This window comes from Paenibacillus humicus NBRC 102415, assembly GCF_004000905.1.
GTDB lineage: Bacteria > Bacillota > Bacilli > Paenibacillales > Paenibacillaceae > Paenibacillus_O > Paenibacillus_O humicus.
Genome location: NZ_BIMD01000072.1, coordinates 1 through 17,736, shown reverse-complemented (window position 1 = coordinate 17,736; position 17,736 = coordinate 1). Strand labels below are relative to the sequence as shown.

The following is a 17,736-nucleotide window of genomic DNA, read 5'->3' as shown; positions in this document are numbered from 1 at the left end:
TTCTGCTCGCTTTCGGACATACGTTCCGCTGTTTCTCGAAATTAGCGCTATTCTGCTCGCTATCGGACATACGTTCCGCTATTTCTCTTAATTCGCGCTATTCTGCTCGCTATCGGACATACGTTCCGCTATTCCCCTTCAACTCACTACTATCCCGATAATTGTTCACAAATAACGAATCCTATGTCCGATAAACGCTTAAACTCGACATTTTGAACGAAATAGCGGATCTGATGTCCGATAGTGCGGCCAGCGCCCACATGGCCAGTAATTGCCGTCATTCCCAAATAAAAAGAGCAGCCGGCAACCCGGCTGCTCCTTTCTTTTTCAGACTCTTTTATTTTACAGAGCTATTTTCTGCTTACAGACCTATCTTTCGCCTTACAGACCTATCTTCTGCTTACAGACCTATCTTCTGCTTACAGACCGATCCGCGCCTTACAGGCCTACGGCTCTGAATGCATTGGTCACCGAGGTGACATAAGAGGAGCCCGTTCCGTACAGGTCTTTGGCTGCCTGGATCGAGGCGTTCTTCGCCGCGGCGAAGTTGGAAGTGGAAGTAAGGTAATAGGCCACTGTGTTGTAGAAAATGTTCACGGCTGCGTCGCGCCCGATGCCGGCGACGGTAACGCCGTTCTGGGTGCCGCCTTGGGCGAGCAGGTAGAACGCTTTGTTCGTGATGCCGCTGTTCGTATGAACGCCGCCGTTGTCGGAAGATCCCGTATAGCGGTTGGCATAGTTGTCCGGCTGCCCGTAAAGCGTCGGGTTGGACATGGAACGGAGAGCATCTCCGGAGATGCCAGGCGTATAGACATCGTCGCCGATAAGCCAGTTTTTCGCCTGGATCGAGTTGCCGAGGACGTCGGCATAGGACTCGTTCAGCGCGCCGGATTCATTGAGGTATTGAAGGTTGGACGTGTACTCGATGACTCCGTGGGACAGCTCATGGCCGACCACGTCGAGATCGCCCGACAGCGGAATGAACGTCGAGCCGTCGCCGTCGCCGAATACAATCTGGGTGCCGTTCCAGAAGGCATTGTTGTACCTGCTGCTGTAGTGGACCGAGGAACGGATCAGCAGGCCGTTGCCGTCGAGGCTGTTGCGTCCGAACTTCGTTTTGTAGAAATCATATACTTTTCCGGCATAAGTATGGGCATCGACGGCGGCTCCATCCGTCCATACGTTGTCGGCGTCCGTCAGCAGCGTGCCCGGAATCGTGGTCCGATTGCTGGCTGTGTAGGTGTAGATGCCGTTGCCGCGAGTGGTGTCTTTCAGCTGGTACGTGCTGCCGGAAAGAGTCGTCTGGAACGTCTTATTGTCGCCCAGCACGCCCGTGCCCGAACCGGTCGCCGTCTCGATCAGATCGTACTGCTGCACGATATGGCCGTCGGCCGCATCGATAAGATAGCGGGTGCGCAGAGGCTGCGGCTCAAGCACATTCACTTCCGTCTGGTAGACGAGACGCGACCCGTTGCCTTCCGGATATACGTACAGCTGAGCCGACGGAGTCTTCTCCTGTGCTCCCAGCTCGCCGATGCGGGAACTGGCTTCCTTCGCCGCGATAGCCAGAGCGTCGGATGCGCTTATGGCTGGTACGCTGGATTTTGCCGTGATTTGATTTTGAGCCGGCAGAACAGCTCCTACGAACGACGTAACCTGGCCGGCCTTGTCGATGTGAATGGTTTGGTCACCGCCATATACCGGGATGCCATTCACATATTGCTGCAGGCGGAAATGCTCGACGCCCGAAGTCGGATCGACTTCCTTCTTCTGGATCAGGAACGAGGTTTTTACATCCGCTGCGGATACACCCAGCTTTGCTTGCTGGCCTTCAAGGAAAGCCCAGATTTTATCCTCGGAAGAGCCCGGGACAATCTTGGCATCCTTGGAAGCCTCGATGAATTGAGTCACGAGCTGATTGTTCACGACGCTGACCCCGGGAGTTCCGGCCGCTCCGAGGCTTGGCGATTCAGCAGCGACAGCGGAAGCGGAAGAAAGCAGCAATACGGTACCGAGCAGAGTAGGAATCATTTTTTTCATTACACAATTTCACTCCATTCATAATTTTTTTCAAATCCAAAACTATACAGGAAAATAAATGCTGCATATCACCTCCGTTCTATGTATGAATATTCACAACCGCCTTTTGAAGAAAAAAAATAGATTAGCGGTGGTGGCAACGAATGTACCACACCGTAATCTATTCGGTAAATATGGTAAAATAAGCAAATTAAAAATGATTCTTTAGTATGAAAAGAACTGGATTGTTCGCGGCAATCCAAGCTTAAGGTCCCAATTTAAACCTGAGAAACTGGTTCCCCAGATCCGATTATGAAAAATCAATTCGGATTAATTTAATCGGGAATGAGGCCTTTAGCTCCTTGTAGTCTGCCGTTGGTCTCATCCTTTCCTTCAAAAAAATCCATCAGAAAAACCATTAACAATCCAGCGTGTCCGGACTTCACTCCAACAACCTTCTTGCCATCGCAATCAAGCGCTCAGCAATCAGACACCTTGTCTATATGGACAACGTTCAGCGAACATGCTCATTGGCTGATGCCGAAATAAGATATGCCCGGCGCTTCCAGTGCCTTCAGTAAGGCCGAGCCGTCGGCCCAAATATTGTCTCTATCCCTTGACCGGCTCCTGCCTTGCCATCCTGCTGCTGAGGCGCGCCCGTGTCTTTACTGGAAATAAACTGAACGGCCCCTATGATGAGGAGTAAAAAAACAAGGATGACGATGCCGATTCCGATGCGGAAAACCCAGCTTCTGCCGCTCTTTCTTCCCGGCGCTCCTTCCATCGGTAAAGGCGTATTTCCATCCCCTCCAGGCTCTTGATTCTTGCTCATGTCTATCCCTCCCTACATCAACCTTACATAAGTTTCTTTTTTTTCACAAATATTCAAGATTGCAAGAGAGTGATTTCCATTCTTTTTCATGCATAATTTAAACTTTTTAACTTCTCATTTAACGCTTTATGATAGCTTTAATCCCTATTTTAATTTTCTTTGATAACCTTTGTGCACGCCAAATAGACTCGCCTAATCGCGAATCCAATCCGTACGTTGCTATTGCTCACCATAATGCTTTTCAAGCCCCACCCTCTTGGCGGGGAAGCCTGCTCGGCTCCTTCCCTGCTCCTATCCCGTTCCGTTCTCTTCTCCGATTATTTTCCGTTCTCTATTCCGTTCTCTGTTCCGTTCTCTGTTCCGACTATACCACTCTCTGTTCCGTTCTCTACTCGGATTTATATTACCATCCCCATTCCTATCAATATTCCAATCCCTATTCCTACCAATGTTTTAATCCCTATTCCTACCAATATTCCTATCCCTATTCCTGTCCGATCTCTGTTCCGCTCTCCGTTCCGATCTCCGTTCCGATCTCTGTTCCGATCTCTGTTCCACTCCCTACTCAAATCCCTCTGCAATTCCTCCTCTCCCTACTTCCGCTGCCCGCTTCCCGAGCTACCGGCCGCTTCACGCTTCCCGAGTCCGGGAACCGCGGCTTGTTGAATGACCGTGTCGACTTGGCCTTGCGCCCGCATGGATAAGCTGCCAAGCTCTCCGATCAGCCAAGCATGGCGAAAGGAGGCCGAGGAAGACTCTGTCAGACGCGATCTCACATAGGCCAGGACCGCCTCCGGCATAACCTCCTTCTCCGTCCAAAGGAGAGGAGCGGACATGTCCGCTCGGGACAGCAGCCCCGCGACAGGAGCCAGAGACGGCGACTCCGAGCTCACGAGCGATACGCTTCGCGATATTCCGGCCCCGCTTCCTCCTGCGCCTGTCTCGGCCATTTCCACATAACGGGCCATTGCGACCGATTGGGCAAAATGATCCTCGCCCGAAATACGGGTGACTTGGCCGTACACGGCCAAGTCTTCGGCTACATCGGGCGGCACGATAGACTCTGGCGCGATCAGATGGATGCGCGCTTTGCCGCCGCGCTGCTCCAGAGCCTGCGCCGTCTCCAGCGGAATGCCGGCGCGGCCGACGAGCAGCAGCGGCTCAGCGCTGCTGGCGATCCGGCTCACGGCGGGCGCCGTGTACAGCCGGGCTTCCTCGTCCGCAGATCCGACAAGGACATCAGCCGGATACTCGCCCGACTGCGCGGCTTCGTAGGCGTCCACGGCGCGGGCCAGATCAGCGGCTCCGCGGGCTGCGATCCGTTCGACGCGCAGGCCGAGCTTCTCCGCCTGCCGCTGAACCTGCGGTCCCAGCGCCCCGACCAGAATGGCCTGTACGCCTCCATTCCCGGGCATCCCTGTCGGCCGCAGACGCCTCAGCTCCCGCAGTGTCGCCTCCGGAATGCCGTCTGCATCTGCGTACAGCAGCGGACCGTCCGCGGCATCGTCGATCAAGCCCGCTCCCAGAACGGCCGCAATCCAGTCCCCTTGAGGCACGAGCACAACCCCGCCAGGTCGCTCATCGTTCTCCGTTGAGGGCCATGCCATTCGCGACGCCAGAACGGCGGCTTCATACGGATCGGCGGCATTGATTCGCGTCGTATGGGCTGTAGCGATCCATGGAGCCGCTTGCATGGCCGCTTCGGACGAACGGACAGCCAGCGCCTCGGGAGCGCTGTCCCGGAAGGCGTCGGCTTCGCCTGGAGCCGCAGACGGAGAAGGGACTGCGGCACGGTGCTCGGGAAGCTTCCCGGATGCATCGCTCCCTGACGACTCGGCTCCCGAACCGGCTTCCGCTCCGCCCTCAGAATTCCGATCCCCGCCTGCGCTGCCTCTCTCATCAGTCTGCGACAGCGTCCCCGGCGCCAGCACCGGGATGTCCGCCATCCGACTCCCGCCCGTCACATCCGACATCACCGTCCGGGTCGGCTGCTGCAGAGGAGAAGAAGGGAAGCAGCCCTCCAGCATCGCTGCGGACAGAAGCACAAGCCCGAACAAAGCTGCCGGACGGACGTGTCCGCAGCTGGGCAAGATTCGGGGTTTGCCGAGATCGGTCTTTCCCTTCCTTTCCCGATCCCCGCCCCTAATCCCATCCAATCTCCGATCCTTATCCATACCGCTCAATCCCCCTTCCGCCGATCCATCTCCGTATCATCGTTTCCTCCGCCGCCCCTCCCCAAACCTGTCCGACTATCCACCCTTCAGACAGCGCCCCGGCGCTGTGCGCTTGTGCTATAATGGCTTTCAACGACTGTCCACGACCTTATGACAAAGGAGCTTCCCGCCATGGCCCACATACGCCCGCTGCATACCGATGCCGATTTCCAGGAAGCGCTCGACAAGAGCATTCGGGTGCGCGTCTTCCGCGACGACCAGATGATCGAATCCGGCAGCTGCATTGTCCGCTTCGACGAGCGTACGGTCGTCATCCAATCCGGCGTCGCCGACCTTGCCTATCACTCCCGCAGCGGCTGCGAGTTTTTCGAGCTGCGCAAGTAACCCGCTTCGCCGGCCTTGACAGCGAGGGGGAATCTCATCGTCCAGGCAGACGGGCGAGGGTTCAACAACCCTCCTGTCTGAGAGTCCTGAGAGTTATACTCCAGGTTTGAAATATGCAAAAAGGAAACAAAAAAAAAAGAGGATTCCCCGGAGGGAATTCTCTTTTTTTTGGTATCGTTCATACAAATATTTCAGAGCGGCGTGATTTGAAAAACCGCCTCCAAAAGCTGCAGCGCACCATCTGTCGAACGGCATGGAGATCTTTCCAGCTCCTCTGCGCCCGCTGCGCCTGTGCTCCTCTGCGCCTGCATAAGCCTGCAGAGCTACATCTGCAGCTGTTTCAAATGATAGAACTCGCCCTTGAGGGCGATCAGCTCGTCGAACGTGCCCGTCTCGACGATCCTCCCGCGCTTCATGACCACGATCCGGTCCGCATGGCGGATCGTAGACAGCCGGTGCGCGACGATGAAGGTCGTGCGACCCTTGATGAGCTGCTGCATCGCCTGCTGCACATGAAATTCCGAGGCGTTGTCGAGAGCCGACGTCGCCTCGTCGAGGACGATGACCTGCGGATCCCGCACGAGCGCGCGGGCGATCGCGATGCGCTGGCGCTGGCCGCCGGACAGCTTGCCTCCATGCTCGCCGACCATCGTGTCGACGCCGTGCGGCAGCCTGCCCACCATTTCCGACAGATGGGCCAGCTCCACGACCTCCATCAGCCTCTCGTCCGTGATGCCCTTCAGCCCGTAGGTGATATTGTCCCGGATCGAGCCGGAGAAGAGGATGTTCGTCTGCGGCACCACGGCCAGATGGCGGCGGTATTCCGACAGATCCAGCTCGGACAGCGGAACCCCGTCCACGCTCACCTGCCCCGAGCTGGGCTCAAGGAAACCGATGACGAGATTGAGGATCGTCGACTTGCCTGCCCCCGATTCTCCGACAAAAGCGACGCACTCGCCGGCCTTAACCTCCAGCGACAGCTCCTCCAATACATGCTGCTCGCTGTCCTTGAACTTCAGCTGGACGTCCGAGAAGCGGTATTCGCCGGCCACCTTGGGCAGCTTGAGCTTGCCGGCATTGTTCTCGATGTCCGGGGATTTCAGAATCTCCGTAATGGACGAGATGGACTCGAACCCCTTGGCAATCATCGGATATACGTTCATTAGAGCCGTAATCGAGCCGAGAATCATGCCGAAATACCCCTGGTACATGACGATGCTGCCGACCGGAATTTCGTTGGTGTAAGCGAGATAGGCGGTGAACAGCAGGCAGACGACCTGCACGATCTGGAACGTGACCCAGTTGGAGGCGCCGAAGTAGGCTTCGACGAGATCCATCCGGTAGCCCTTGCCCTGCAGCCGCTTCAGCGTCGTGTCGATGCGGTCGATCTCGACCTGCTCCAGCCCGTGAGCCTTGGTGACCGGAATCATCTCCACCATCTCCGACACATGGGAGCTCATCGTCTCGATTTCCTTGCGGAACTCGCTGTTGCTCTGCTTGATCCGCCGGCGGAACAGCCTCATCACCGCGATCGCGGAAGGAACCGTGACGAGGAAGAACAGCGAGACGAGCCAGTTGGTATACAGCGTGAGGCCGAACGCGATGATGACGTTCAGGATTGCCGGGAATAGCGCCAGCATCAGCTGCTTGGACATGCCCTCCACCGCCTCGACGTCGCGAAGCACCTTGGACTGGAGCCGGCCGGCCTGCAGCTCGCGGTGGGAATTGATTGAGAGCTGCTGCAGCTTGCGCACCATCGCTCCGCGCAGCCCCGCCTCGACGGTGCGGATGGCGCGGCTGAGGAAGCTCACGTAGGCGGCATGGGTCGGGATATTCTGAAGCACGACGACCAGCAGCACCGCGAAGTTGAGCCAGAGCTCCCGCATGGAATGCTGGGAGGGCTGGGCGACGATGTTGATGACATTGGCGGTGACGATCGGCAGCAGATAGACCGGCAGGCTTTTGATCACCATGAACATCAGCGAGATGCCGAGATTCATGAAGTTGCCTTTATACAGCGACAGGAGGTATTGGAAGGAAGTTCGGTTCCCCTCCTGCACCGCCTGCTGGAACGTTCGTTCGAATGAATTGCCGGGCAGTTCGGCTTGCGCGGCTCGGTTGAACATGATGGACCACCCTCGTTAAGTTGTTAGGCTAACAAAATGAACCTATGCATCAGGTCAGGGGAACTATAAGAGATGACCTTGCCCGGTGTCAATGCCCATGGAGGGAAAAAGGACGGGAACGATTGGGCTGGCGTTGCTCCTGCACCGGCAGAGGGAAGCCAGAGCGCTTGCAGCCGCGCCTTCGGCTTGCGGAAAACGGAAGCCGCGGCGGGCGGCAAGCACCGACATGCCGATCACCCTCGCGCAGGGTGCACACGAGGGCGTGGAATGCCGCATGCCGTGACCCCGTGCGAAGGCGCATATACAAGGGGCGATGTCATGCACCCCGTGAAAAGCGCACATACAAGGCGCGATGTCATGCACCCCTTGATAAGCGCACATACAAGGCGCGATGTCATGCACCCCGTGATAAGCGTACATACAAGGCGCGATGTCATGCACCCCGTGAAAAGCGCACATACAAGGGGCGGTTTGCCGCGCATCGCGCATCTTGTGCAGGTGCACGCGAACTACACCGTATGCCGCGTTCCTCGCACAGACACTTCGCATCCCGTTCAAGGCGCAGCCGCGACTCCCGGGACCCGTGTGTCTTTGCCTAACAGCAGCAAAAAAAGAGCCGCCCTTCGGCCGATGAGGCCTTGGACAGCTCGCTCCCATGAATTGAAGCCACGCTTTTCCCCGACTCCCGCTCCCGCTTCAGCTCTTGATCGCGCCTGCTGCGATATCCGAGATGAACTGCTTGCTGATGAACAGGAACAGAAGGATAAGAGGAATGACCGCAAGCAAGGTTCCGGCGATGACCATGGAATAATCCGTCACGTAAATCCCGTTCAGCGACGCCAGCGCCACCTGAAGCGTATATTTGCGCTCGTCGGTCAGGATGATCAGCGGCCACAGGTAGTCGTTCCACGCTCCGATGAAGGTGAAGGCGCCGAGGAAGGAAAGCGCGGGCCGCAATATCGGCAGGGCGACGTTCCAATAGAGGCGCAGGAAGCCGCAGCCGTCGATGCGGCCGGCATCCAGCAGCTCGGACGGCACCGATTCCTGTGCGTACTGCCGGATCCAGAAAATCCCGAACGCATTGGCCATTCCCGGAATGATCAGCGCCTTGAACGTGCCGACCCAGCCGAATTTGGCCATAATGACGAAGGAAGGCACGAGCGACAGCTGGGACGGCGCCATCATGGTCGCCAGCAGCAGGACGAACAGCATTTTTTTGCCCGGGAAATCGAACTTGGCGAACGTGAAGCCCGCAAGCGAATCGAAGAACAGCACCAGCAGGGTGCAGGCGGAGGCGACGAACAGCGTATTCCAGAACGCTCCGAAGAAATCGACGTTGTCGAACACCCGGCCGATGTTGTCGAGAAGCTGGGTGCCGAACCACAGCTTCGGCGGGAAGCTGTAAATATCCGATGTCGTGCGCGTCGCCATGACGAGCAGCCAGTAGAACGGGAAGATCGATATCAGCAGCCCGATGGCGAGGCCGATATGGAGCAGGACCGATTTGGTTCTCGTCGCCATCATTTCACCCCCTGCCCGCGGGTTGGCCCGCCTTGGACGAACAGCCCATTCACGATCGAGAAGATTGCGATCAGGACGAACATCCCCCAGCCGACGGCCGCGCCGTAGCCGAAGTAGTTATGGATGAACGCTTCGCGGTACAGGTACAGCACGATCGTGAGGCCTCCACCGCTGACCCCTCCGTCATTGCCCGCGAGCACCTGCGGCTCGGTAAAGATCTGCATGCCTCCGATGGTCGAGGTAATCAGCGTAAAAAGGATGATCGGCCTCAGGTTCGGAATCGTAATCCGGAAAAAGGATTGGACGGTCGAAGCCCCATCGATTTTGGCGGCTTCGTAGAGGACGCTCGGGATGCTTTGCAATCCGGCCAGGTAGATGATCGCGTTGTAGCCCGCCCAGCGCCAGATGACCATGACGGACACCGCGAGCTGGATGCCCCAGGTTTTGTTCAGCCATTCGATCGAGTTCAGGCCCATGAGGTTCAGGACATAGTTGAGCAGGCCGTAGTTGTTGGAAAAGATCGTGCCGAACACGATCGCCACCGCCACAAGCGAGGTGACGTTCGGCATGAAATAGCCGATCCGGTAGAAGGTCCGGAACCGGACGAATGAGGAATTGAGCAGGAACGCGACGGCCAGCGCGAGGAACAGCATCGGAACCGTCGAGTAAATCCAGATGAGCAGCGTGTTGCCGACCGCCCTCCAGAATTCGGGATCGGTCAGCATGAAGCGGTAATTGTTCACGCCGTTGTAGCTCATCCTCCCGATTCCATCCCACTTTTGGAAGGAAAGATACATGGAGAAGGCGATCGGGAACAAGCCGAAAATGGCGAACAAGATGTAAAAAGGCGATATGGCCAAGTATTCCTTCCGATGCCTCCATAGTCTCGAAGCCAAGCTGCCTTTGAGGCGCGGGGGTACGGGAGCGCGGGCAGGCTCCGCGTTCAGCATGGGATTGCCCATTGAGGTGACCTCCTGTCAGCCATTGATCTTGGAAATGCACTCTGCACAGCGGGCAGCGGCCCGCATCAGCGCAGCAGTTCTTTTTTGATCCGGCTTATCGCGTCTTTCCAGGCTTTGTCGGGATTTTTGCCCTGCAGGGCGACGGAGGTCAGCTCACGGCCGACGATTCCGTTCACATTCGAATACTTGCCTCCGAAGTAGGCCGGCTTCACGTTGCGCGCGGATTCCGAGAAAATCTCGCCGGTCGCCTGATTGCCGAAGAAAGGCTCCTTCTCCTTCATGATAGGATCGTCCAGCGCTTTGGCGGCGGAAGGGAACAGATTGAGATTTTTATAGGACTGAATCTGATTGTCGGGATTTTGAAGGTAGCGGATGACTTCGAAGGCCTCTTGCGGGTATTTGCTCGTCTTCATGATGGCGAGGAAGGAGCCGCCGTTGTTGCCGTCTCCGCCCGGAGCCCGGGCGACTCTCCATTTGCCGCTCGTATCCGGCGCGGCCTCCTCCAGAACCTCCTTCATCCAGACGGCCCCGACGAAGGAGGCGATGCTGCTGTTGTTCATGGCTGCGCTCCATTCGCTCGTGAAGGCGTTTGCATTGCCAGACAGTTTCAATTGGGCGGCCTTGACGGCCAGATTCCAGGCGTTCTTCATCGAGGAGGCAGGCGTATCGCCGATGAATTCGTCCTCCTTGGAGAAATAAATGCGGTCGGATTGGGCATTGGCCTGGGTGTAGACGTTGTTGACGTTGTCGAGCATCTTGACCTTGCCGGCAAAATGATCCTGAAGCTTCTTGCCTGCGTCGAGATAGCTCTCCCACGTTCCGAGCTGCTTATGCACGTCTTCCGGATCCGACGGGAGGCCGGCTTCCCGGAACAGATCGGCCCGATAGAACAGAGCGGTCGGCCCCGTATCGATCGGCAGGGCGATCATCGTTCCTTCCGGCGTGACGCCGAAATTCCATTTCCAGTCGAGGAAATCCGGCTCGATCTCCTTGGCTCCGAGGTCGTACAGATCGTAGAAGCGGTCTGAGCTGACGAACAGCTCGGACACCCAATCGTTGAAAGCGACGATATCGGGTCCTGCGGAGCCGGCGGCGAGCGTCGTTTTCAGCTTGGACTTGAAGTCGCCTCCGATTTTCTGCGCGTTGATGCGGATGCCCGGGAACTTCTGCTCGACGGACTTGATGAGGCCGTCGTCGAGGCTTCGGTTCCAATACCAGAGTGTAAGCGTTTTCGTTTTCTCGGTTGGAGAAGTGCTGCCGCAGCCTGCGGCGATCATGGCAAGAATCAGCATGCATAAGCCGACCATTCTGGTTTTGACCACTTCCGCCATTCCTCCTGACTTGTGGACTGCCTCGGCGCGGCTGCGGCCGCAGCCGCGTCGCGCCCCATTCGCCTAACCGTACTATTTTATTCCGGCCTCCGCAGAATTTGCGCACAAAACGGATTTCCTTTCCATACCCATCTCCAGACATTTTGAAACCGTAATCGGCGGAAATAGGCTCCTCAATGATACCTCTCGCATTTTTTGATATCGGCTCATTCCGGCGTGCGCCGAGGATGCCCGTACTGCACGAGCACATGCCATAGCTGCTTCAGCTCCTGCAGAACTGCCGGGTAGTCGCCCCTGCCGCTCCATGCGGCCGGATTCCGCTTCAAATCCATGGCCGCACAGCCGATCTGGAAGGCATCGATCTCTCCGTTGCGAGCGATCCTCCGGGCAAGGGAAGGCATGGAAGGCCCTCTAAAATCGGTCGGAACCTCGTCCGCCTTCAGGAAAAAGCCCATATGCCAGTACAAGCGGATGGAATACCGGCGGCAAATGAGTTCTAAAAGCTTTCCGGTCCCGGTGCCCTTGAAGCACGGATCCGCGACAAGCAGCTCCACATCCTCTTCCAGCGAAAGGCCCCCGTGGATTTGCGCCTCAATATAGTGGTCGAGATTTCGTACCGATTCTCCCCCGATATCGCCGGCGAACGGCTTCTCAAGCCTGTCGATTGTAGGGCCGAGCAGCTTTTGGACCGTCAGCTCACGTTCGCCGATCGCAAACCCGCCGTAATGCGCATCCTTCAGGAGGGCAGCCGCAACGAGGCCGAACTCCTCGAAAGTACCCTTCTCCCTGCGCTCCAGATGGGAATCCAAATAAGTGAACGTACAGCGCCTGGAGACAGCCGGAGAGAGCAGAAAGTAGCAGGAGCCGAATCGCGGAGCGGGACCTTCCGGATGCTGCATGACATTCAGAGCCCCATACTTGGGCCGCTCGCTGTTGGCCGCGCCGCCGGTCTGATAAGCGCCGCCAAACATCCTCTCCTCCCAGATGTCGCGTTCCCCGCCGGGATACGCCGACACGCTTCCGCTCGAGAGCATGGTTTCGAACTGGCTTTTGTATTCCCCCTGTTCGAGCAGCGCTTCAGCCACGCTTTTCATGCTGTGGTCCGGCCGGTCGGGATGGAAATGGAGCGCGACCGGGGCATGGGCCTGCAGCTTCGCAACCGCCTCATCCAACGAGGCCCGGCCGATGCCAGTCAGACGAAGGACATCGCCGATGGCTTGGTCCGCCTCGCTCTTTCGGCTTCTGGCATAAGCGGCGACATGCTCCAAAGCTTTCCGCTGGGACAGCGTCAATTCCACGGGCATGACGATTCCTCCTTTCAGCAGGGTCTACCTCTTCTCCCTCGCCGCTTGAATCTCCTTCCGCGCATATGCCGAATTAGCGGCATACTGACGGCCTATCGGCACGGCATGATGCCAAGCCTGACGGCGGTTCCCGGGTTCCAGCCTCAATTCAGCGCGCAAAAAAGCCCCTGCGAGGGGGCCTTGAATCCGATATCGGTCAAGCTTCCGCATTGCCGCGCTCATCCTCCGCTTTGCGCAGAGGACGGCCTTTCTTGCGCAGCTCGCTCATGAGCTTCTTGCCGGTCGGCGTCTGCGCCAGCCCGCCGCCTGCAGTCTCGCGGTGCTTCTCCGGCATCGCAGCGCCGACCTCCAGCATCACCTGCACGACCTCGTCGGAAGGAATGACGCTCCGCACGCCGGCAAGCGCCATATCGGCGGCCGCCAGCGCCGTGACGGCGCCGAAGCCGTTGCGCACGATGCACGGAATCTCCACCAGCCCGCCGACCGGATCGCAGATCAGGCCGAGCGAGTTTTTAAGCGCGAGTCCGACTGCGTGTACAGCCTGCTCCGGCTTGCCGCCGCGCAGCTCCGCAAGCGCTCCGGCCGCCATGCCGATCGCGGAGCCGACCTCCGCCTGGCAGCCGCCCTCCGCTCCGGATACGAAGGAGTTGTTCGCGATGACGTAGCCGATCGCGCCGGCTGCGAACAAGCCGTAGGTCATCTCGTCGTCGCTCCAGCCGAAGCGCTCCTGCGTGCTGACGAAGACGCCGGGAATGATGCCGCAGGAGCCTGCCGTCGGAGTCGCCACAATGCGGCCCATGGAAGCATTCACCTCCGACACGGCCAGCGCATACGCCATGGCGCGCCCCGCATCGCCGCCGAGGCTCGGCTCTCCGGCCGCGTTGTAAGCCGCGACCCGCTGGGCGTCGAGCCCGGTCAAGCCGCTGCGGGATGTCGTGTCCCGCGTCAGGCCGTTATGGACGGCATCCTTCATGATGCCGTAATAGTCCTTCATCGCCGCGAATTCCGCCTCGGGCTCGCGGCCCGATTCGCGCGACTGCTGCTCCAGCATGAGACGGCCGATGCTCAGGCCGCTTTCGCTGCAGCGCTCACTCAGTTCCTTCAGCGTCCGGAAGTTCATCGTCGTTCCCCCTGTCATCGTTCAAGTCCATATAATCCGTCTGAAGCACATGCGGCATTCGGCCGATCCGCTCCATCAGTCCCGCTTGCACCGGAGCATCCAGCTCCACCACGGCCAGCGCCTCTCCCTGGCGCTCCATGCGGCTGAGCGACAGCCCGCCGATGTTGAGCCCTTCCTCCTGCAGCGCCGCCGAGAGCGCCGCGATGACGCCCGGCTGGTCCCGGTGCCGGATGAGCAGCGTCGGGTAGGAGCAGCTGAATTTCACTGCGAAGCCGTTCACCTCCACAACCTCCACGTTGCCTCCGCCGATCGAAGTGCCGAGCAGAGACAGCTTGCGACCTCCGTCCGCAGCGGTCAGATCGAGCCGGACCGTGTTGGGATGGGGGAACAGCCCTTTCCCCTCCTGGAATACCAGGTCCATGCCAGCCTCCTCGGCCAGCTCGACCGAGTCGGGCAGACGCGGGTCATCCGTATGGAAGCCCATGAGCCCGCCTGTGACGGCTGTATCCGTGCCATGTCCTTGATAGGTGGCCGCGAAGGAGCCGAAAAAAGAAATTTTCGCTTCCTGCGGCATTTCTCCCAGCAGCCTGCGCCCCGCAAGCCCGATTCGCGCCGCCCCCGCCGTATGGGAGCTGGAAGGTCCGACCATGGCCGGGCCGATAATGGAAAACACGTCTTTGAACCGCACAGCCATTCTCCTTCGTCTTGAGTGTTGTAAAGGCCGAAAAAAGGGACAGAGCAGAAGAATGCGCCGAAAGAAGGGCGTGCCGCCCATTCCCAGCGATTCTTCCGCTCTGTCCTTTGTACCTGAGAGTTGCCTCGCTTCCCGCTCCGCGAGTTTCCCCTTGGGTGATTCCATGCGCGCCTGTGCGCGGCCACGGAATTCTCTCCAGAGATGCGTCCGGCAAAGGTCCTTTTGCCTGAGAGATTCACCCTGTCCCCAGGGCTTACTCCTTCGGCGCCGCCCCGTGTTACAGGTAGTCTCTCCCGCTGCCTTCATCCGCTCTATTCAATTAATGGATTTCGTCAGATTGCAAACGTTATCTACACTCATTATATGCAGGAGCGCGGCCATCTTCAACCTGCAGTCCGCGGGCAGGATGACCGACGGGAGCAATGATGCGAAAAGGCGGTCATGGAGCTGCACGGGACCGGCCATAGCGAAGATCGAGCAATGGCACGCTGCACGGAGCCGGCTCTGCTTGCACGCTGGGCGGTGCATGCTGCAGGGAGCCGGCTCTGCTTGCCGACTGCCGATCCATGCTGCATAGCCGTCCGTGCGATTATCGGCATGGAGCCGGCTCTGCTTGCACGCTGGGCGGTGCATGCTGCTGGAAGCCGGCTCTGCTTGCCGACTGTCTTTTTAACAGCATCTTCTTCCGTATCGGACATACGATCCGCTATTTCAACTTAAATGCCCGTTCAAAAAAATTTAACGGACATAGGATACCTTATTTTAGTGAAAACACCTCGAAACGGGCTGTTTTCCCACAAATAGCGGATCGTATGTCCGATAGCTCGGCGAAATCGGCAATAATTTCTAAATAACGGATCGTATGTCCGATACCGCCGCCTGACAACGCCGAATCCGAGTCAAGGACTGGACTGCCGCCGAGAAGCGCCCTTCCACGACAAAAAAACCGATAGACAGTCCAAATAAGCTCATAGACAGTCCAAGCAACCGGATAAGCCGTTCAAACAAGTCTACACACAGCCAAAACAGGCCGCAACCCGTCTCGGTTACGGCCTCCTTGCGTGCTTATCCCTTCTTTTCTGGCTGCTTGGATTCGACCCGAAGCTCAGTGTGGATACAGTCAAATCCAGCGTGAAAACGGCAGCTAGCCGAGACCAGCTCATCCCGCCATGCCGTACGACGCCCAGCCGCCGGCGGAGGCGTAGAGTCCGCTTCCGCCCAGCATCGCCTGCGGTCCCCGATGAACTGCGGCGGCATGGGCGCTTGCGCCAATGATGCCGACCGCCACGGCCGGCTCCAGCACATCCTGCTCGGCGAGAGCCGCGATGGCGGCCGCATCGCCCGTGCGGACCGCGGCCGCCAGACCGCGCAGACGCGCCAGGAGCGCTTCGTCGGACGGCTCCCGCAGGCCGCCGGCTTGCAGATCGCGCCTGACGACGTCAAGCGAACGCCGGGCTCGGTGGAAGGCGGCCTTAACCGCGCCTTCCGTCGTCAGGAGAAGCTCCGCCGTCTCCCGGATGGAACGGTCCATGACCTCGCGCAGCAGCCATACCGACAGCTGCAGCGGAGACAGCCTGAGCTCCAACGGGCGCAGAAGCTCCTCCAGCTCCCAGCTCGCCGCCGGCTGGACGGCCCCCGCCTCCTCCCGCTCGGGCATAGTCCGACGGCGGAGAGCTTCCCTGCGCAAATGGTCCGTCCACAGGTTCCGGGCGATGCGCAGCAGCAGCGCCAGGCGATTGGCATGCTCCCGCCAGATCGGGGCTGCGAGCGCCCTGCACCAGGCCGACTGCTCCAGATCCTCCGCTTCCCAGGCGCTGCGGGTCAGCGCCAGGCAATACCTTCTCAGCGCCGCGCGCTCTTCCTCCAGCTCCAGCCCCGTCTCCATCGGCGGCATCCCCTTTCAATTCGCATAGTTATTCTGACCGGTAAACGAATGATCCTGCCAAAAGGATACGAAAGGCAGAGGAATTTCTTTTCCGCGATTCAGCCGTATCCTTTCCCTACCCGTCATCCGTTTACCAGTGGCAAAACCATTCCGACCCATCCAGCGAAGGAGGATGACGACCTGTGACCCATATCCCTTATGTCGTGGAGCAGACCAACAAGGGGGAACGCTCCTATGATATTTATTCCCGGCTGCTGAAAGACCGCATCGTATTCATCGGCACGGCGATCGAGGACAATATGGCCAACGCGGTCATCGCGCAGCTGCTGTTCCTGGCCGCCGACGATCCCGACAAGGACATTCATATGTACATCAACAGCCCGGGCGGCTCCACGAGCGCCGGCCTCGCCATCTACGACACGATGCAGTTCGTGAAGCCGGATGTCCGGACGCTCTGCACCGGCACGGCCTTTTCCATGGCGGCCTGGCTCCTGCTCGCGGGAACCAAGGGCAAGCGGGGAGCTCTGCCGAACAGCGAGGTCATGCTCCATCAGCCTTCCGGAGGAGCGCAGGGCCAGGCCAGCGATATCGCCATTTCCGCCACGCGCATCCTGAAGTTGAGGGACAAGATGAACCGGATCGCAGCGGAGCGCACGGGCCAGCCGCTGGAGCGCATCGAGCGGGATACGGACCGCGACACGTTCCTGTCCGCCGAAGAGGCGCAGGAATACGGAATCGTGGACCATATCATTACGAGCATGTAGCCTTGAGAACAAGAGGCATCCGGCTCGGCCATCAATACTTTGCCAAGACGGCATCCGGCAGGTGTACAATGGAATGGAATCCAACTTTAACCGCAGGGGTGATGGCTATGCTGGAGCAGTTGAAAGGCAAGCAGGTGCTGATTCATTTTCTCGACGGAACCCATATCGGGGACGGCATTCTGGAAGAAGTGGACGACAAGTTCGTGAAATACAAGACGGAATATCAGGAATTGTATATTCCCGTCTCCTCGATCCGCACCGTATCGGTCAACCTCAAGGAACGCCAGAAGCCTAAGGTCGGATTTGCTTGACCTGACTGCGCCCCGCGCTCATCCATTGGATGGGCGGCGGGGCTTTTGCATGCGGTTGACCGGCTCCTGCTTCCGAATGAACGTGCTCGTCTCCGATTTACAGGCTCCTGCTTCCGAATGAACGTGCTCGTCTCCGATTTACAGGCTCCTGCTTCCGAATGACCGGGCTCGTCTCCGATTTACAGGCTCTTGCCTCCGAATGACCGGGCTCGTCCCCGATTTACAGGCTCTTGCCTCCGAATGACCGGGCTTGCCCCAGGTTTACAGGCTCTTGCCTCCGAATGACCGGGCTTGCCCCAGGTTTACCGG

General features: G+C 58.6%; 15 protein-coding genes and 2 riboswitches. Of the genes, 4 read left to right on the top strand and 11 right to left on the bottom strand.

All coding sequences use genetic code 11. The features are described from left to right. Window positions 1–438: 438 nt before the first annotated feature. From PHU01S_RS24275 to PHU01S_RS24265, 3 genes are all read right to left on the bottom strand, one after another. Window positions 439–2,040 carry a M4 family metallopeptidase gene (locus tag PHU01S_RS24275; RefSeq protein ID WP_127510312.1) on the bottom strand — a complete coding sequence of 534 codons (1,602 nt, stop codon included), beginning with the start codon at window positions 2,038–2,040 and terminating at the stop codon, window positions 439–441. 553 nt (window positions 2,041–2,593) lie between these two features. Then, window positions 2,594–2,851: a hypothetical protein gene (locus PHU01S_RS24270; protein WP_127510310.1), complete on the bottom strand. Its 258-nt coding sequence runs from the start codon at window positions 2,849–2,851 to the stop codon at window positions 2,594–2,596. Window positions 2,852–3,444: 593 nt separating this feature from the next. After that, window positions 3,445–4,941, bottom strand: coding sequence for a cell wall-binding repeat-containing protein (locus PHU01S_RS24265; protein ID WP_127510308.1), 1,497 nt, complete (start codon window positions 4,939–4,941; stop codon window positions 3,445–3,447). A gap of 255 nt (window positions 4,942–5,196) precedes the next feature. On the opposite strand from PHU01S_RS24265, the gene PHU01S_RS24260 reads away from it, so the two are divergent. Further along, a complete protein-coding gene (locus PHU01S_RS24260; RefSeq protein WP_021882376.1) occupies window positions 5,197–5,409 on the top strand; it encodes a hypothetical protein in 213 nt (70 codons plus the stop codon). A gap of 323 nt (window positions 5,410–5,732) precedes the next feature. Here the strand turns inward: PHU01S_RS24260 and PHU01S_RS24255 are convergent, their stop codons facing one another. Next, window positions 5,733–7,535, bottom strand: coding sequence for an ABC transporter ATP-binding protein (locus tag PHU01S_RS24255; protein WP_084781588.1), 1,803 nt, complete (start codon window positions 7,533–7,535; stop codon window positions 5,733–5,735). 97 nt (window positions 7,536–7,632) lie between these two features. On the opposite strand from PHU01S_RS24255, the gene PHU01S_RS26475 reads away from it, so the two are divergent. Beyond that, window positions 7,633–7,818 (top strand): hypothetical protein, encoded by a 186-nt coding sequence (locus PHU01S_RS26475; RefSeq protein WP_218032497.1) that lies wholly within the window; start codon window positions 7,633–7,635, stop codon window positions 7,816–7,818. A gap of 413 nt (window positions 7,819–8,231) precedes the next feature. Here the strand turns inward: PHU01S_RS26475 and PHU01S_RS24250 are convergent, their stop codons facing one another. The 7 genes from PHU01S_RS24250 to PHU01S_RS24220 all read right to left on the bottom strand — a co-directional run bounded on the left by PHU01S_RS24250 (window position 8,232) and on the right by PHU01S_RS24220 (window position 16,352). Next, window positions 8,232–9,059, bottom strand: coding sequence for a carbohydrate ABC transporter permease (locus PHU01S_RS24250; protein ID WP_048749171.1), 828 nt, complete (start codon window positions 9,057–9,059; stop codon window positions 8,232–8,234). After that, the gene (locus PHU01S_RS24245; RefSeq protein ID WP_021881551.1) at window positions 9,056–10,018 is read right to left on the bottom strand and encodes a carbohydrate ABC transporter permease; all 963 of its coding nucleotides are present in this window, start codon (window positions 10,016–10,018) and stop codon (window positions 9,056–9,058) included. The genes PHU01S_RS24250 and PHU01S_RS24245 overlap by 4 nt, the downstream gene beginning before the upstream one ends. A 65-nt stretch (window positions 10,019–10,083) precedes the next feature. Beyond that, window positions 10,084–11,349: an ABC transporter substrate-binding protein gene (locus PHU01S_RS24240; protein WP_048749169.1), complete on the bottom strand. Its 1,266-nt coding sequence runs from the start codon at window positions 11,347–11,349 to the stop codon at window positions 10,084–10,086. A 206-nt stretch (window positions 11,350–11,555) separates the two neighbouring features. After that, window positions 11,556–12,647, bottom strand: a complete 1,092-nt coding sequence (locus tag PHU01S_RS24235) for a DUF3626 domain-containing protein (protein WP_048749179.1) — start codon at window positions 12,645–12,647, stop codon at window positions 11,556–11,558. A gap of 202 nt (window positions 12,648–12,849) precedes the next feature. Next, window positions 12,850–13,773, bottom strand: coding sequence for an L-serine ammonia-lyase, iron-sulfur-dependent, subunit alpha (gene sdaAA / locus PHU01S_RS24230; RefSeq protein ID WP_049868799.1), 924 nt, complete (start codon window positions 13,771–13,773; stop codon window positions 12,850–12,852). Further along, window positions 13,742–14,467, bottom strand: a complete 726-nt coding sequence (gene sdaAB, locus PHU01S_RS24225; protein ID WP_373864560.1) for an L-serine ammonia-lyase, iron-sulfur-dependent subunit beta — start codon at window positions 14,465–14,467, stop codon at window positions 13,742–13,744. Before sdaAB ends, sdaAA begins: the two co-directional genes overlap by 32 nt. A 90-nt stretch (window positions 14,468–14,557) precedes the next feature. Continuing rightward, a riboswitch (glycine riboswitch) is annotated at window positions 14,558–14,671 on the bottom strand. Next, window positions 14,672–14,773: riboswitch (glycine riboswitch) on the bottom strand. An 853-nt stretch (window positions 14,774–15,626) separates the two neighbouring features. Continuing rightward, complete coding sequence (locus tag PHU01S_RS24220) at window positions 15,627–16,352, bottom strand: sigma factor (protein WP_049868798.1); 726 nt, start codon at window positions 16,350–16,352, stop codon at window positions 15,627–15,629. A gap of 182 nt (window positions 16,353–16,534) precedes the next feature. On the opposite strand from PHU01S_RS24220, the gene clpP reads away from it, so the two are divergent. Continuing rightward, window positions 16,535–17,116, top strand: coding sequence for an ATP-dependent Clp endopeptidase proteolytic subunit ClpP (clpP, locus tag PHU01S_RS24215; protein ID WP_021880322.1), 582 nt, complete (start codon window positions 16,535–16,537; stop codon window positions 17,114–17,116). 107 nt (window positions 17,117–17,223) lie between these two features. Continuing rightward, entirely contained in the window at window positions 17,224–17,427 is a 204-nt protein-coding gene (locus PHU01S_RS24210) for a hypothetical protein (RefSeq protein ID WP_048745094.1), read from the top strand. The last annotated feature ends 309 nt before the right edge of the window (window positions 17,428–17,736 follow it).

Excerpts from the sequence above, each read along its gene's own strand:
- PHU01S_RS26475 (WP_218032497.1), top strand. The coding sequence starts at position 7,633 with ATGGAGGGAAAAAGGACGGGAACGATTGGGCTGGCGTTGCTCCTGCAC.
- PHU01S_RS24275 (WP_127510312.1), bottom strand. The coding sequence starts at position 2,040 with ATGAAAAAAATGATTCCTACTCTGCTCGGTACCGTATTGCTGCTTTCT.
- PHU01S_RS24245 (WP_021881551.1), bottom strand. The coding sequence starts at position 10,018 with ATGGGCAATCCCATGCTGAACGCGGAGCCTGCCCGCGCTCCCGTACCC.
- PHU01S_RS24260 (WP_021882376.1), top strand. The coding sequence starts at position 5,197 with ATGGCCCACATACGCCCGCTGCATACCGATGCCGATTTCCAGGAAGCG.
- PHU01S_RS24210 (WP_048745094.1), top strand. The coding sequence starts at position 17,224 with ATGCTGGAGCAGTTGAAAGGCAAGCAGGTGCTGATTCATTTTCTCGAC.
- PHU01S_RS24220 (WP_049868798.1), bottom strand. The coding sequence starts at position 16,352 with ATGGAGACGGGGCTGGAGCTGGAGGAAGAGCGCGCGGCGCTGAGAAGG.
- PHU01S_RS24240 (WP_048749169.1), bottom strand. The coding sequence starts at position 11,349 with ATGGCGGAAGTGGTCAAAACCAGAATGGTCGGCTTATGCATGCTGATT.
- sdaAB (WP_373864560.1), bottom strand. The coding sequence starts at position 14,467 with ATGGCTGTGCGGTTCAAAGACGTGTTTTCCATTATCGGCCCGGCCATG.
- PHU01S_RS24255 (WP_084781588.1), bottom strand. The coding sequence starts at position 7,535 with ATGTTCAACCGAGCCGCGCAAGCCGAACTGCCCGGCAATTCATTCGAA.
- PHU01S_RS24250 (WP_048749171.1), bottom strand. The coding sequence starts at position 9,059 with ATGATGGCGACGAGAACCAAATCGGTCCTGCTCCATATCGGCCTCGCC.
- sdaAA (WP_049868799.1), bottom strand. The coding sequence starts at position 13,773 with ATGAACTTCCGGACGCTGAAGGAACTGAGTGAGCGCTGCAGCGAAAGC.
- PHU01S_RS24270 (WP_127510310.1), bottom strand. The coding sequence starts at position 2,851 with ATGAGCAAGAATCAAGAGCCTGGAGGGGATGGAAATACGCCTTTACCG.